This window comes from Rhodococcus sp. IEGM 1341 (assembly GCF_030056895.1).
In the GTDB taxonomy this organism is placed as follows: Bacteria; Actinomycetota; Actinomycetes; order Mycobacteriales; family Mycobacteriaceae; genus Rhodococcoides.
Genome location: NZ_JASHKV010000005.1, coordinates 18,475 through 33,150, shown reverse-complemented (window position 1 = coordinate 33,150; position 14,676 = coordinate 18,475). Strand labels below are relative to the sequence as shown.

General features: G+C 64.1%; 12 protein-coding genes. 7 read left to right on the top strand and 5 right to left on the bottom strand.

Annotation, left to right across the window (positions count from 1 at the left end; genetic code table 11):
• Positions 1–3: 3 nt before the first annotated feature.
• Together QM615_RS13160 and QM615_RS13155 are read right to left on the bottom strand one after the other, a co-directional pair.
• Complete coding sequence (locus QM615_RS13160; protein WP_149404940.1) at positions 4–669, bottom strand: HAD-IA family hydrolase; 666 nt, start codon at positions 667–669, stop codon at positions 4–6.
• Between the two features lie 134 nt (positions 670–803).
• Positions 804–2,309 carry an adenylate/guanylate cyclase domain-containing protein gene (locus tag QM615_RS13155; protein WP_149404941.1) on the bottom strand — a complete coding sequence of 502 codons (1,506 nt, stop codon included), beginning with the start codon at positions 2,307–2,309 and terminating at the stop codon, positions 804–806.
• 153 nt (positions 2,310–2,462) lie between these two features.
• On the opposite strand from QM615_RS13155, the gene QM615_RS13150 reads away from it, so the two are divergent.
• From QM615_RS13150 to QM615_RS13135, 4 genes are all read left to right on the top strand, one after another.
• Positions 2,463–3,368: an AurF N-oxygenase family protein gene (locus tag QM615_RS13150; protein WP_082898813.1), complete on the top strand. Its 906-nt coding sequence runs from the start codon at positions 2,463–2,465 to the stop codon at positions 3,366–3,368.
• Between the two features lie 38 nt (positions 3,369–3,406).
• A complete protein-coding gene (locus QM615_RS13145; protein WP_149404942.1) occupies positions 3,407–4,903 on the top strand; it encodes an FAD-dependent oxidoreductase in 1,497 nt (498 codons plus the stop codon).
• A gap of 99 nt (positions 4,904–5,002) precedes the next feature.
• Positions 5,003–6,100 (top strand): ferredoxin reductase, encoded by a 1,098-nt coding sequence (locus QM615_RS13140; protein ID WP_176460324.1) that lies wholly within the window; start codon positions 5,003–5,005, stop codon positions 6,098–6,100.
• A gap of 24 nt (positions 6,101–6,124) precedes the next feature.
• Positions 6,125–7,567 (top strand): fatty acid desaturase family protein, encoded by a 1,443-nt coding sequence (locus QM615_RS13135; RefSeq protein WP_068055731.1) that lies wholly within the window; start codon positions 6,125–6,127, stop codon positions 7,565–7,567.
• Positions 7,568–7,640: 73 nt separating this feature from the next.
• Here QM615_RS13135 and QM615_RS13130 read toward each other — a convergent pair whose 3' ends face one another.
• On the bottom strand, positions 7,641–8,993 hold the full coding sequence (locus QM615_RS13130; RefSeq protein WP_149404943.1) for an MFS transporter: 1,353 nt from the start codon (positions 8,991–8,993) through the stop codon (positions 7,641–7,643).
• Positions 8,994–9,196: 203 nt separating this feature from the next.
• Here QM615_RS13130 and QM615_RS13125 point away from each other — a divergent pair, with 203 nt between their 5' ends.
• A complete protein-coding gene (locus QM615_RS13125) occupies positions 9,197–10,018 on the top strand; it encodes a class I SAM-dependent methyltransferase (protein WP_149404944.1) in 822 nt (273 codons plus the stop codon).
• A 4-nt stretch (positions 10,019–10,022) separates the two neighbouring features.
• On the opposite strand, the gene QM615_RS13120 is transcribed toward QM615_RS13125, so the two are convergent.
• Positions 10,023–10,463, bottom strand: coding sequence for an SRPBCC family protein (locus QM615_RS13120; RefSeq protein ID WP_149404945.1), 441 nt, complete (start codon positions 10,461–10,463; stop codon positions 10,023–10,025).
• Positions 10,464–10,485: 22 nt separating this feature from the next.
• Complete coding sequence (locus QM615_RS13115) at positions 10,486–10,953, bottom strand: SRPBCC family protein (protein ID WP_149404946.1); 468 nt, start codon at positions 10,951–10,953, stop codon at positions 10,486–10,488.
• Between the two features lie 190 nt (positions 10,954–11,143).
• On the opposite strand from QM615_RS13115, the gene QM615_RS13110 reads away from it, so the two are divergent.
• The gene (locus tag QM615_RS13110; RefSeq protein ID WP_149404947.1) at positions 11,144–13,324 is read left to right on the top strand and encodes a glutamine synthetase III family protein; all 2,181 of its coding nucleotides are present in this window, start codon (positions 11,144–11,146) and stop codon (positions 13,322–13,324) included.
• A 198-nt stretch (positions 13,325–13,522) separates the two neighbouring features.
• Positions 13,523–14,596, top strand: coding sequence for an alkene reductase (locus tag QM615_RS13105; RefSeq protein WP_149404948.1), 1,074 nt, complete (start codon positions 13,523–13,525; stop codon positions 14,594–14,596).
• The last annotated feature ends 80 nt before the right edge of the window (positions 14,597–14,676 follow it).

Here is a 14,676-nt window from a genome sequence, read left to right as displayed (position 1 = left end):
CGCTCAGGCAGAGACAAGAGCGCGGACACGCTCGGGATCGAGTGCATCGACGGTGTCGGTGGCCGAGCCGAACTCGGTGCCCGCAGTGTTCTCGTTCGGGAATGCGACGCAGCTGATGCCCGCGGCGACCGCCGCCTGGACACCGCCGGCATTGTCCTCGATGGCGACGCTGTCCGATGCGTTCTCGCCCAACGACTTCAACGCGAATTCGTACGACGCGGGGTCGGGCTTGCCGGCATCGACCGAGGACGCGTCGACGATGACGTCGAACGAGTCGGCTGTCAGCTCGGGGCTCAGGGCCGCCAACAATGCGTCGATGTTCTCTCGCGACGTCGTGGTCACGAAGCCCACCTTCATGCCGTTCGCCTTGGCCGAGTCGATCGTGTCGGCCACACCCGGTCGTGTCTTCACGTCGGATTCGCCGATCAGACGCTGGAAGATCTCGGACTTCGTCGCGTGCACGGCAGCGGCGTCCACCTCGGTATCCGTGTCGGACGCGTATTCGCTGATTCGGTCGGCACCACCGTTGGATCCGAGCATGGCCCGGTAATCCTCGCGAGACCAGTTCCAGTTCAGATCGTGTGCTGCGAACGCCTCGTTGAACGAGCGACGTTGCAGTTCGGACGTGTCGACGAGAGTGCTGATCGAGCCGAACAGAATTGCGGACATGGATGCCTTTCGGAGCGAGAGACGTTGTACTGGTCAATGTCTCGCGCATGCGCGATGGGTGAGTTGGTTCGGGGGGTATGCCCCATCGGCACCGAACGGGAAACCTTCGAATTTTTCGGCAGAACGGTCGGACGTCAGCGGTGCCGGACGGGCGCGGCCAGAGTCGTCGGTGTCGACCGGCCGCGCAGGGTGACCGCCTCGCCCGTCGTCCACTGCGCGCGTTCGTCGACGGAGGCGTGATCGAGCACGATCGACGACGTGAGCACGTCGGTGTTCGGGTCATCCTTCGCGAGATCGGTGAGCCGAGCCGCCTGATTGACGGTGTCGCCGATGACGGTGTACTCGAATCGGGATTCGGCTCCGATGTTTCCGGCGATGACCGGGCCGTACGTGACGCCGATGCCGATCTCGAAGCCGCCGTCGGAGGCGAGGGCGACGGCCAGGGTGCGTGCGGTGCGCAGTGCCGCCGTCACGGGATCTGGGTGGTCGACCGGAGCGCCGAAGATCAGCAGTGCGGCATCACCCTCGAACTTGTTGACGAAGCCGCCGTGTCGTTCGCCGTGCTCGACCACCACTGCGAAGAAGCGGTTGAGCAGATCGACCACCGCTTCCGCGGATTCTCGCTCGGCCATCGCCGTCGAACCGACGAGGTCGATGAACAGCACGGCGACCGTTCGGTTCTCGCCGCCCAGACGAGGCGCGCTTGCCAGCGCGCGCTGCGCCACGTCGTGGCCCACGTGGCGGCCGAAGAGCGACCGCAGTCGTTCGCGCTCGTCGAGACCGACGACCATCTTGTTGAACCCGTTCTGCAACCGGCCGATCTCGGAGGCGTCGTAGACGTCGACGCGGGTGTCGGTCGCTCCGGCTTCGACGCGTTGCATGGCCGTGCTGACCTGCTGCAGCGGATCCGATACGGACCGTCCGACCAGGAACATGCCGCCGAATCCGACGACCAGGGCGATCGCGGACAGCGACACCATCGCGGGGGACAGGTCGACGTCGGGTGGGATGACGGTGTCGATCAGTCTACCGAGTCCGATGAGGCCGAGCCCCAGGATGGGAATGGCCGTGCTCAGGACCCAGATGAGAACGACGCGCAGCTTCACGCCGAGTGCGGCGGAATCGGTGACCGCACTGACTTCCATCACCGCTGCGGTGATCGGCCGAAGCGTTCTCTCGGCAACCAGATAGCCCAGCGAGCAGGTCGCCAGGCCGCCGAAGCTGACGGCAATCGCGACGATGATCGACAGCGCCGCGCCTGCCGACGCATTGACCCCGACGAACACCGCGACGCCGAGTGCCCACAGCAGCACGTGGACGCCGAGCTGACGAAGGGGCAGCCGCACGATGGCGATCGCGGTGGCGTCCGAAGGCGTGCCGCCGGTGTGCAGCCACAGCACGAGGGGCTTCGCAACGCGGAGGCCGAGCGCGATCCCGATGGCGATCGCGACCGGTAGATACACGAAGAAGGCGACGTAATTTCGGTCCGACAGGATCTCCTCCGAGCCGACCGGCAACGGCAGGATGAAGCGGGCCAACACGAAGACGATGACTGCTCCGATGGCGTTGGCCGAGACCATGCCCGCCGCGTAGAGGCGCATCGGGGTGCGGGTGAGGGCGGACCGTAGAGCTGCGATCACCGATGAATCTCCGTTCTCTGTTCGCTCGAACTGTAGGGGTCCGGAAAAAGATTCGACGAGATTTCTTCTCGAGTGACTACCTGTGTCCCCGAGTACCTGGTAATCTCCGTAACAGTTACATACAGCGTTTCGACGATGGAAGGAACCACGGCGATGACCAGCACACTCTCCAGGAACGACGTTCTCGAGCCCGAGGATGTCTCCGCTCGTTTGCTCGATTCCGCCGCCCAGCTGTCGTACGACCCCTCCGAGGAGGTCGACTGGGAAGCCGATCTCGATCCCTCCCTCTACGGACTCAACCCGGAGTGGAGCACCCTCTACGGCACGAAGCTGTGGGACGAGATGAGCGAAGAGCAGCGCATCACGCTCACCCGCCACGAGGTCTGCTCGATCATGAGCACCGGCATCTGGTTCGAGATGATCCTGCAGCAGATGGTCCTGCGCGATCAGTACTGCAAGGACTCGTCGAACTCGGACTTCCAGTTCGCTCTCACCGAGATCGCCGACGAGTGCCGTCACTCGATCATGTTCGCCCGCGCCTGCCAGAAGATGGGCATCAAGGCCTACCTGCCGCGTCGATCGAGCATCGAACTCGGCCGTGGCTTCAAGGCTCTCGCGTCCGCCGAGGTCGCCTACGGTGGCATCCTCGTCGCCGAAGAGGTACTCGACGTCATGCAGCGCGACTGGATGCGCGGCGAGAACGTGCTGCCACTCGTGCGCACCACCAGCAAGATCCACGTCGTGGAAGAGTCGCGGCACATGACCTTCGCGCGTGCACAGATGCGTGAAGACATTGCAGGCAAGAGCCCGGCTCGCCGCAAGGCCAGCGCGCTCGTCGTCGCGATCGCCGCCCGCCTGATCGTGTCCAACATGGTCAACAAGGAGGTCTACGCAGCAGCTGGCCTCGACGTCGACCGCGCGGTGAAGGAAGCGAAGAACAACGCCCATCACCACACGATGATGCGCACCTCGAGCGAGCACCTGATGGCATTTCTTCTCGATTGCGGTTTGATCACCAAGCCGGCCGAGATGATCTACCGTCGTTTGCACATGCTCTGACCACTCTTTTCGAGGCCGTGAAGGACATCAGATAAACCATGCCGTTCGCGATCACGCAGAACTGTTGCAACGACGCATCCTGCCTGTCGGTGTGCCCGGTCAACTGCATTCATCCGACGCCCGACGAGCCGGATTTCGGTAAGACCGAGCTGCTCTACATCGATCCGCGCTCGTGCATCGACTGCGGTGCCTGCGCGGACGCGTGCCCGGTGGACGCGATCACGCGCGTCTCGCGTCTGACACCGGACCAGCAGATCTACGCCGACATCAACGCCGACTACTACAAGGACAAGCCCGCCGTGGCGGAGTGGGGCGCGCCTCGATTCCCGGTGGCGACGGTCAACGAACTGCCGCCGATCGACATCGCCATCGTCGGGACCGGACCGGCAGCCTGCTACACCGCCCAGGCGCTGTTGCGCGTGCCCGGCACCAACGTCACCTTCTACGACCGGCTGCCCACCGCGGGCGGTCTCGCCCGCTACGGCGTCGCTCCCGATCACCTCGGTACCCGACGCATCCGTGAGCACTTCCGTGGGATCTTCGTCCATCCACGGGTGACGATGAAGCTCGGTGTCGAGGTCGGCAAGGATGTCGACCACGTCGAACTGGCTCGGAAGTTCGACTCGGTGGTCTATGCCGTCGGTGCCGACAAGGACCGAGCCCTCGAGATTCCCGGTATCGACCTCGACGGATCGGTCAGCGCACGCACCCTGGTCGGCTGGTACACCGGCCACCCCGACGTTGCTGCCGACGCGATCGATCTCACCGGCGTCGATCGCGTCACCATCATCGGAAACGGCAACGTCGCACTCGACGCTGCTCGTATCCTCACGGCCGATCCGGACCGGCTCGACGGAACCGAGATCGCTCCTCATGCTCTGGCCGAGCTGCGTCGCCATCGCGTCCGCGAGGTCGTCGTCCTCGCCCGTCGTGGTCCTGAATTCGCGGCGTTCACCCGGTCCGAATGCAAGGCGCTCGTCGATCGCGCCGGCGTCGACGTCGTCGTGGCAGGACCGGACGGAATCGTCGACGCCATCGATCGCCTGCCGTTGTCCGCTCCTGCGTCGGCTCTGGCTGGGGCGACGCAAGTCGAACTGGGCTCGCAGGCACACGCCCGCCGCATCGTCTTCGCGTTCGGCCGAGCTCCGGCTGCTCTCCACGGCAGCGACTCGGTGCAGTCCATCGAAGTCGGCGTCGGTGAGCACGCCGTCGAGCTGCCGACCGAGTTGGTTCTGCTCGCGATCGGCTATCGCGGAACCCCGTCACCGGGAATCCCGTTCGACGACATCAGCGGCACCATCCGTAATGTCGGCGGTCGCATCACCGCTGCCGACGGCACTCCGGTTCCGGGGTGCTACGTCGTCGGGTGGGCCAAGCGAGGTGCCACGGGTGGCATCGGCGACAACAAGATCGATGCGGAGGAAACGGCCGAGGCGTTGCTGGCCGATGTGCCCACGCGTGGGCTTGCCCGTCCGGTCGGTTGGTACGGAAAAGTGAGTGCCGCCCTGGGCGACCGCGTTTCCAGAGCGCGCTGACCGGTCGGAACAGCCCGGTTCTGTTCACCTTGTGTAGCAGTCTCATTCGAGTCTGAGCGATTCGGATGTGTAGCACGGCGCACAGGGTTACCGTTGAGTATGGCTGAACGGGGGGCCAAGCCCCAGGTTTCTTTTGTAAGACGGACGATGCTGCGCGCAGTCCGATCGTTGTTCAATCCGCTCCGGCCCGACGACTACCTGTCGATGATCAATCCGCTGTGGACCACCCGCGAGCTTCGGGGGAAGGTCGAGCGGGTGACACCGGAGGGATCGGAGGCCGTCTCGGTGTACATCCGGCCGGGTTTCGAGTGGCAGGGCCACACACCCGGGCAGTACGTCCGACTCGGAGTACTGATCGACGGTCGGTACCACTGGCGGGCGTATTCGCTCACCTCCGATCCGGACCCGGTGGACGGATTGGTCAGCGTCAGTCCCAAGCTGGTGCCGTCGGGGACGGTCTCGCCGTACTTGGTGGGAACCATCAGGACCGGCGACATCGTCCGGCTCAGTGAGGTCGAGGGCGAGTTCACTCTGCCGAATCCGATTCCGGACAAGATGGTGTTCATCAGTGCAGGCAGTGGCATCACGCCGATCATCAGCATGTTGCGCGCCCTCGATCACCACGATCAGGTACGCGACGTCGTGGTGGTGCATTCGGTGCACAATCGCGACCAGTTGATGTTCGCCGATACCCTCGACGAACTCGAAGCCAAGCACGACGGGCTGACGGTGAAGCTGCGGATCACCAGCGACGAGGGTCGGATGAAGGCGTCCGAATTGGACGAGCTGGTCCCGGATTGGCGTGAGCGCGAAGCATTCTGCTCCGGTCCGGGTGAACATCTGGACGATCTGCGCTCGTACTGGAAAGACCAGGGTGACTACGACCGGTTCCATCACGAGAGTTTTCAGCCGGTCATCGGTGGTGGCGACGATGTAGGCGAGGGCGGCACCGTCAAGTTTCTCAACAGCAAGAAGGACGTCGAATGCGACGGCGGCACAACGATTCTCGCCGCCGGTGAGGAAGCCGGCCTGGATTTGACGTACGGCTGCCGGATCGGCATCTGCCACACCTGCGTAGGTACCCTGAAGAAGGGGCGTTTACGTGATCTACGTAACGGGGATATCTCCGAACCTACGGGGCAAGCGGTTCGGATCTGTGTCAACACTGCTGAGGGCGACATCGAAATCGAACTCTGATCTTCAAATCGAACAGGGGAATGAATGTCTATCGACGAAACCACCAGGCGTGTCACGGGCTCCGACGAGCCGGTGAACCCGCTGGCGCATCTGAGTGACGACACGATCGCCGAACTCGCCAAGGAGTTCGACGCCATCCACGACGAGGTGTACGCCAGCCTCGGTGACAAGGACCGGAAGTACATCACCTCGGTGATCGCAGCCCAGCGACAGCTGCTGGTCGCGGGTCGAGTGTTGCTGCTCGGATCGACCAGCAAGCCGGCATGGCTGGCAGGTACAGCGTGCCTCGGAATCGCAAAGATTCTCGAGAACATGGAGATCGGCCACAACGTCATGCACGGCCAGTGGGACTGGATGAACGACCCGGAAATCCATTCCTCCGTGTGGGATTGGGACACCGCGTCGACCGCGAGCTCGTGGAAGCACTCGCACAACTACGTGCACCACACGTACACCAACATCCGCGGCAAGGACAAGGATCTCGGCTACGAGATCATGCGTATCGACCCGCGGCAGAAGTGGCACCCGGCCTACCTGGCGCAGCCGTTCTACAACGTGCTGCTGATGGCGTTCTTCGAGTGGGGTGTCGCGCTGCACGATCTCGACATCGAGGCCATTCGTCGCGGTGAGAAGCCGGTCAAGGATCTCGTCGAGGATCTCAAGGGCATCGGCGTCAAGGCACGCAAGCAGTTCGTCAAGGACTACGTGGGTTGGCCGCTGATCTCCGCCGGTGCGTTCGCGCTGGCGCAGGTCGCATCGGGTGGACGTCTGCCCGAGAGCAAGCGCTCCAGGCTCGCGTCCAAGCTGCGTGGGTCTGCCCGATTCGGTAAGAACCGTCGGACCGCGGCTCTGCTGGACAGCCGGTTCAGTGGCATCGAGAGCACGTTCCTGTCGACGGTGGCCGCGAACTTCACCGCGAACATCATTCGAAACGTCTGGTCGAACGCGATCATCTTCTGCGGACACTTCCCGGACCAGGCCTACACCTTCAGCCAGGAAGAGGTGGAGAACGAGACCCGCGGTGGGTGGTACGTCCGTCAGCTCGTCGGAGCCGCCAACATCGACGGTGGCCCGTTGTTCCACTTGATGAGCGGCAACCTGAGCTACCAGGTGGAGCACCACCTGTACCCGGACATGCCCAGCACCCGGTACGCGGACGTTGCGCCGAAGATCAAGGACATCTGCGAGCGCTACGAACTGCCCTACAACACCGGACCGTTCTTTCAGCAGTGGGGCATGGTCCAGCGCACCATCGCACGGCTGGCGTTCCCGGGCGGCAAGACTCGGCCGAAGCCGGGCCCCTACCGTCCCGAGGAGAGCTGGCGTCGTAAGTTCGCCGAAGGTGCCACCAAGGACAGCGAGGCCGCGAAGACGCGCGGCCGCGTGCCGGCAGGGCATCCGGCGGCCGGACCGGAGCACAACTCCGGCGGCGTCGATGTTCAGCCGCCGCCCCGTGGCGACGACTGAGTTCGTCCCGTGAAGAGCTGACGAAACCGCGGCCACCCGATTGCCGGGTGGCCGCGGTTCTGCGTTGCGGGTGTCAGGTCATGTCGACATCCTTGGTCTCGATCAACCGCTTGGTGCACACCAGACTGAGTACCGACAGCAGGGCCAGCATGACTCCGATCGAGATGCTGCCGAACGCGGCGGTGAGCGGTGCGGCCAGCATCGGCGGAATCGCGCCACCGAGAACTCCGGCGAGGTTGTAGCCCAAACCTGCTCCGGTGTAACGGAAACGGGTCTGGAACAGCTCGGGGAGCAGGGCTCCGGTCGGTCCGTAGGCAACTCCGAAGATGGCGAGCGTGACGCACATGCCGATCACGAATGCTGCGGGTGACCCGGTGTCGAGAACGGGGAACAGTGCGATCGACCAGGGAATCGCAATGATGCACGCTCCCATGATCACTCGCCGTCGGCCGACGCGATCGGAGTAGGTCGCCGAGACCGCGATGGCAACTCCGAAGATCACCGCGGCACCGATTCCGGTGATCAACACGAACGGCCGGTCGAACCCGAGTGTCTTGGTGCCGTAGCTGGTCAGGTACGCGGTACCCATGTAGAAGAAGGCGAACAGAGATGCCAATGCGCCTGCAGCGGTGAGGATTTCCCGCTTCTGGATGCGCCAGGCGTCGAAGATCGGCAGTTTCGTCGGTGCTGCGTTCGCCGGTGCCTGCTCCTCGGCGAGCTTGTTGGCACGAAAGACCGGGGTCTCCTCGATGGCCAACCGCATGTACAGGCCGATGAGTACCAGAACGGCGCTGAGCAGGAACGGGATTCGCCAACCGTAGTTGAGGAACGTCTCGTTGGTGTCGCCGAGCAGCAGTCCGGTCGCGAGGAATGTCGCGCTGGAGAAGATGAACGCGGCCGACGGTCCCAGCTGAGGGAACATCGCGTAGAAGCCGCGTTTGCCAGGAGGCGCGTACTCGGCCGTCAGCAGTGTCGCGCCTGCCCATTCACCACCGACTGCGAACCCCTGGCCGAACCTGAGCAGCACCAGGATGATCGGAGCAGCCACGCCGATCGTCTCCGCACCGGGCAGCAGACCGATGGCGAACGTGGACACCCCCATCAGCAGCAGCGTCGAGATCAGGGTCTTCTTGCGGCCGATGCGGTCACCGAAGTGCCCGAACAGCACTGCGCCGACGGGCCTGGCGATGAACGCGACCGCGAACGTCGCGAACGAGGCCACGGTGCCTGCGGTGGAGCCGAGGGCCGGGAAGAAGATCGTCGGAAAGACCAGGGCGGCCGCGGTGCCGTAGATGAAGAAGTCGTAGAACTCGATCGTCGTGCCGATGCCACTGGCGACAGCGACCCGGCGGACACTGGTCTTGGTCTGCACCGTAGGTGGCGTCGATGCGGACACACCCGGGTCGTCGGGTGAGACAGTGGTCATGGTTCCTCCGTTTTGTCGGGTATCGGGTGAATGCGCGATACCGAGTGCGACGAACGGTAGTGATCCGAGTCACGCGATGAATACCCCCGGATGGGGGTGTGGTGAACGCACGAGACCTCAGGCGCACCTCAGGGTTCGCCGGTACCGTCTGACACCAAGGGAGCGACGCTTGTGTCCGCAGGGTAGGAAGCAAAGGTGATCTGGTGTCCACAGACCACAATCGGGATGTGTTCGACAGTGAGCGGGTGGCTGCGGCGTACGTGGAGTATGCGGGTCCGACCGACGGCTTTCTCGACTGCGGGGAGGCGGCGGCGCTGGTCGCTGCGGCCTCGGTTGCGCGCGGAACGCCGATACTGGACGTGGGAGTCGGCAGCGGACGAACCACGGCGCTGCTTCGGCTGATCAGCGACCGCTACGTTGCGATCGACTACGCACCCACCATGGTCGACGCCTTTCGGCGGAATTTCCCCGACCTGCAGGCGCATGTGGCCGACGCGCGTGATCTGGCGGACTTCTCCGACGGCGAATTCGGTCTGATCGTGTTCAGCAACAACGGAATCGACACCGTGACCCACGACGAACGAGTTCGAGTACTCGCAGAATTTCACCGAGTTCTCGGCGAGTCCGGAATTCTGGTGTTCTCCACTCTCAACCGCAACGGACCGTCGTTCGGGGAGAAGCCGTTTCAGTTGAGCAGACCGACTCAGCGGTTCACGTTCTCACTCGCGCGCATCGTGACGGCTGTCGGACGACGACTGCTCGATCCCGCCGGAGTCGTTCGTAGCGTTGCCAATTGGTGGTCTGCGCGCTCTCGGGTCGTCGATCGCGGAACGTGGGCCGTAGCGCCGCTCGCTGCGCACGATTTCGCTCCGTTCATGCACTTCACCACCGTGGCAGACGTGCGACGACTGGTGACCGACGCCGGGCTCACCATCTCCGAGATCTTCGCCGACGACGGTTCGATCGTGGCACCCGACGTTCTGGCGAGCTCAGCGGACAACTTCACCGTTTTCGCACGCAAGTAGGGCCTCAGCCCAGTCGCTCGAGCGCCTCGGTCATCTTCTCCACGGTGTCCGGCGCGACTTTCGCCTCGAACCCCGCCTTCAGGAACGGGCCGGCTATCTTGGCGGCACCGTTGAATTCGACCTTCGCGTGGTAGTCGATTCGGGTGGCGTGCGGTCCTTCGGCGGTCAACGTGATGTCGTCGACGCTGGTGGCCGTCTTGTTCTCGCCCTCGAGCACGATGTGATCAGGCTCGTCGGTGACCAAGGTGTAGGTCAACTCCGTGGTGATACCGAACAGCTTGGACACGTTGTGCCACTGCGTTCCGACGGCGACCGGACCGTCGGAAATCTGTGTGCAGCTCTGGGTTCCGGGATCCCACGACGGCGCATGGGAAAAGTCGCGTAGAAAGGCGGCCGCCTTCTCGATCGGAACAGCGGCGGTGAAGGTGCGGGTGACGTCGACCATGAGAATTTCCTGTCGTCGGGGATCAGTCTTCGAGCGGGACGCCGAGGTGCTCGGCGAGCCGGCGCATGGTGCCGACTATCTGCTCCTCGGTCACCCGGGGAAAGCCGGCCATCTTGCGGAACTCCGGGTCGGTGACGCGGGACCAGTCGTAGACCTGTGTGAGAGCTGTCCGATTCTCGGCAACTTCTTCGAGTTCCCAGGACCACCGCGTGCCACGCGGTCCCATCCCCTGGCGGTTGGGAATCCAGCCGACGCGACGATCCTGCTCGAACACGAACACGGTGTTCTCCATGACGTACTCGCCCAGCTCCGGCTGATACATGTCCATCGCAAAGGTGTCGCCCACCGCGCGCAGCGGTGTCGGTTCGATCGCACCACGCAACATCTCCGAGCCGTCGACCGCGGCCTGAACCTCGGGGTTGGCCAGTGCGGTGAACACCGAGGCCGGGGGAGCGTCGATCACGCGTCGGACGGTCAGCTGGTCGCTCATGGGGCTCGCTTTCGGTTGTTTACGCTGGCTACGGAGTTACCCCCGTCTGCGTGGAAGGAAACTCCGGTCGCCGTTTTTGCCTCGCAGTGGACACAGCGACGAAACACGACCGCCACGTCGCATTCGTACAGTCGCCGGGTCGGACTCCACAAAATCCAGCTGTGGAGCAGCACCTTGTCAAGGGGTAGCCATGAGTGGAAATACCGTACGCCTGCAGGCGATCAAAGACGTCGAGGCGTATGTGCCGCCTGCGGTCAGCTTCGTCGGAGACGAGAAGCCGGGCGAGATCTTCGGAGAGAACGTCTTCAGCAAGGTCGTCATGCAGAAGCGACTGCCCAAATCCGTGTTCAAGTCGGTGATGGCGACCATCGACAAAGGCAAGAAGCTCGACCCCCTGGTCGCCGACGCGGTGGCGTCGGCGATGAAGGACTGGGCACTGGAGAAGGGCGCGACGCATTATGCGCACGTCTTCTATCCCCTCACCGGCTTGACGGCCGAGAAGCACGACAGCTTCTTCGACCCGGTCGGAGACGGCAGCGCGCTCGCGGAATTCGCGGGCAAGACGCTGATCCAGGGCGAGCCCGACGCGTCGAGCTTCCCCAACGGCGGCCTGCGCAATACGTTCGAGGCTCGTGGGTACACCGGTTGGGACGTCACCAGCCCGGCGTACGTACTGGAGAATCCGAACGGCAACACCCTGTGCATCCCGACGGTGTTCGTCTCGATGACCGGTGAGGCCCTCGACCACAAGACGCCGTTGCTGCGTTCGCAGCAGGCCATGGGTGGGCACGCCGAGCGGATCCTGAAGCTGTTCGGGCACGAGAACATCGAGAACATCGTCTCGTTCTGTGGTCCGGAGCAGGAGTACTTCCTGGTCGACCGACACTTCTTCCTCGCCCGGCCCGACCTGCTCAATGCCGGCCGCACCCTGTTCGGCTCGAAGCCGCCGAAGGGCCAGGAGTTCGACGATCACTACTTCGGAGCCATTCCCGAGCGTGTGCTCGGCTTCATGATGGACACCGAGCGCGAGCTGTTCAAGCTCGGCATCCCGGCCAAGACCCGGCACAACGAGGTCGCACCAGGGCAGTTCGAGATCGCGCCGATGTTCGAGCGCGGCAACATCGCAGCCGACCACCAGCAACTGCTGATGACGACGTTCAAGACCATCGCCAAGAAGCACGGCATGGAGTGCCTGTTCCACGAGAAGCCCTTCGAGGGCGTCAACGGCTCCGGCAAGCACGTCAACTTCTCGCTCGGTAACTCCGATCTGGGATCGCTGCTGGTGCCCGGGGACAACCCCCACGACAACGCGCAGTTCCTCGTCTTCTGTGCTGCCGTCATCCGCGCGGTGCACAAGTACGGCGGTCTGCTGCGCGCCTCGGTGGCGTCGGCGACCAACGATCATCGCCTCGGCGCGAACGAGGCTCCGCCCGCGATCATCTCGATCTTCCTCGGCGATCAGCTCGCCGACGTGTTCGACCAGATCGCCAAGGGCGCGGCCACGTCGTCGAAGGGCAAGGGCACCATGATGATCGGTGCCGACACCCTGCCCGTATTGCCGACCGACCCCGGCGACCGCAACCGAACCAGTCCGTTCGCGTTCACCGGCAACAGGTTCGAGTTCCGTGCACCCGGTTCGATGCAGACCGTCAACGGCCCGATGGTCACGATCAACACGATCATGGCCGAGGCTCTCGACTACATGGCGACCAACCTCGAGCTGGCCGTCGCCGAGGGAACCGATTTCGACACCGCGGTGCAGAACCTCTTGACCGAGATCATCACCGAGCACGGTGCGGTGGTGTTCAACGGCGACGGCTACTCCGACAACTGGCAGATCGAGGCCGAGTCACGCGGCCTGCCGAACCTGCGTACGACGCTCGACGCGTTGCCCGAACTCATCTCGGACTCGGCCATGGAACTGTTCGAGAAGTACAAGGTGTTCAACCACCGAGAGATGCACTCGCGCTACGAGATCGGGCTCGAACAGTACGCATTGACGGTGTTCGTCGAGGCGCGTCTGACACTCGAGATGGGCCAGACGTCCATTCTGCCCGCAGCCGTGCGCTATCAGACCGAGCTGGCGCAGAACGTCAGTGCACTCAAGGGTGCAGGCGTCGACGACGTCGACATGACTGCGCTGCAGGCGGTGTCGGCACCGCTCGCCGAGCTGCGCGCGGCGTTGGCGACGTTGAAGGCCGCGCTCGAAGCCGACCCCGGCGGCGAGGCCCTCGCCGAGGCGACGCACGCCAAGGACGAACTGCTGCCCGCGATGGCCGCCGTTCGATCTGCGGCGGACACTCTGGAAGCCATGGTGGCCGACGATCTGTGGCCGCTGCCGACGTATCAGGAGATGCTCTACATCCTGTAGTGCGCTGCGCGCAGGAGTGGAGCCTGCGGAACGACCAGATAGAACAGTGGTGCGGATAAGTGCTCTTCGGGGCACCTATCCGCACCACTGCTGCGTTCGGCGTGAGCAATGTCTCGAGGCGGAATAGCTCGGTGGATCTTTCGAGTTCGGAGTGGACAGTGGCAAAGATTGTGCACGCACTCGTGAGGAGAGAGATCCATGAAGTTGTTTACCCCGTTGGCGCTCGGTGACCTGAAGCTCGACAACCGGCTGGTGATGGCCCCGCTCACGCGGACGCGCTCCGGCCAGGACGGTGTACCGGGCCCGCTGGTGGTCGAGCACTACAAGCAGCGTGCATCCCTGGGTCTGATCGTCAGTGAAGGTACGTACCCCAGCCATGCGGGCCAGGGCTTTCCCGGTCAGCCCGGTCTGGTCACCGACGAGCAAATCGAGGGCTGGCGCAACGTCGCCGATGCAGTGCACGCCGACGGCGGACGGATCTTCGCGCAGGTGATGCACGCCGGTCGCGTGACCCACGAGGCGACGACGGGTGGCCGCGAGGTCGTCGGGCCCAGTGCAATTGCCATCGAGGGCGAGACCCACACCTACGAGGGCAAGAAGGCGTACCCCACCCCGCGTGCGCTGCGCGAGGACGAGCTGCCCTCGGTGATCGCCGAGTTCGTGCAGGCGTCGAAGAACGCGATCGCCGCCGGAATGGACGGCGTCGAGATTCACGGTGCAAACGGCTATCTGTTGCACGAATTCCTTTCGCCCGCCTCGAACCAGCGCGACGACTCGTACGGCGGCTCGCCGGAGAATCGGGCGCGCTTCGTGGCCGAGGTCGTGGAAGCAGTGGTCGCCGCTCTCGGAGCGGGCAAGGTCGGAATTCGCATTTCACCCGAGCACAACATCCAGGACGCGCTCGAGACGGACGCCGATGACGTGCGCGCAACCTACCGCGCATTGGTCGATCGAATTGCACCCCTGGGATTGGCGTACCTCAGTGTGCTGCACAAGGATCCGTCGGGCGAGCTGGTCCAGGATCTGCGACAGGCCTTCGGCGGCCCGGTGCTCGTCAACAGTGGCTTCGGTGAGATCACCACCCGCGACGAGGCGCTCTCACTCCTCGACAACGGAATCGGCGACGCAGTTGTCGTCGGCCGTCCGGCGATCGCCAACCCCGACCTCGCCTACCGCTGGCGCGAGGATCTGCCGTTGAACGAGCCCGATCCGAGCACCTTCTACACCGATGGTGCCGAGGGCTACACGGATTACCCGGCCTTGCAGCACTGACGAGTGCCTAGCGGCAGGAGTGGAGCCTGCGGAACGACCCGATGCGCAGTGGTGTGTTCGAGTGCCCCGTAGGGGACTCG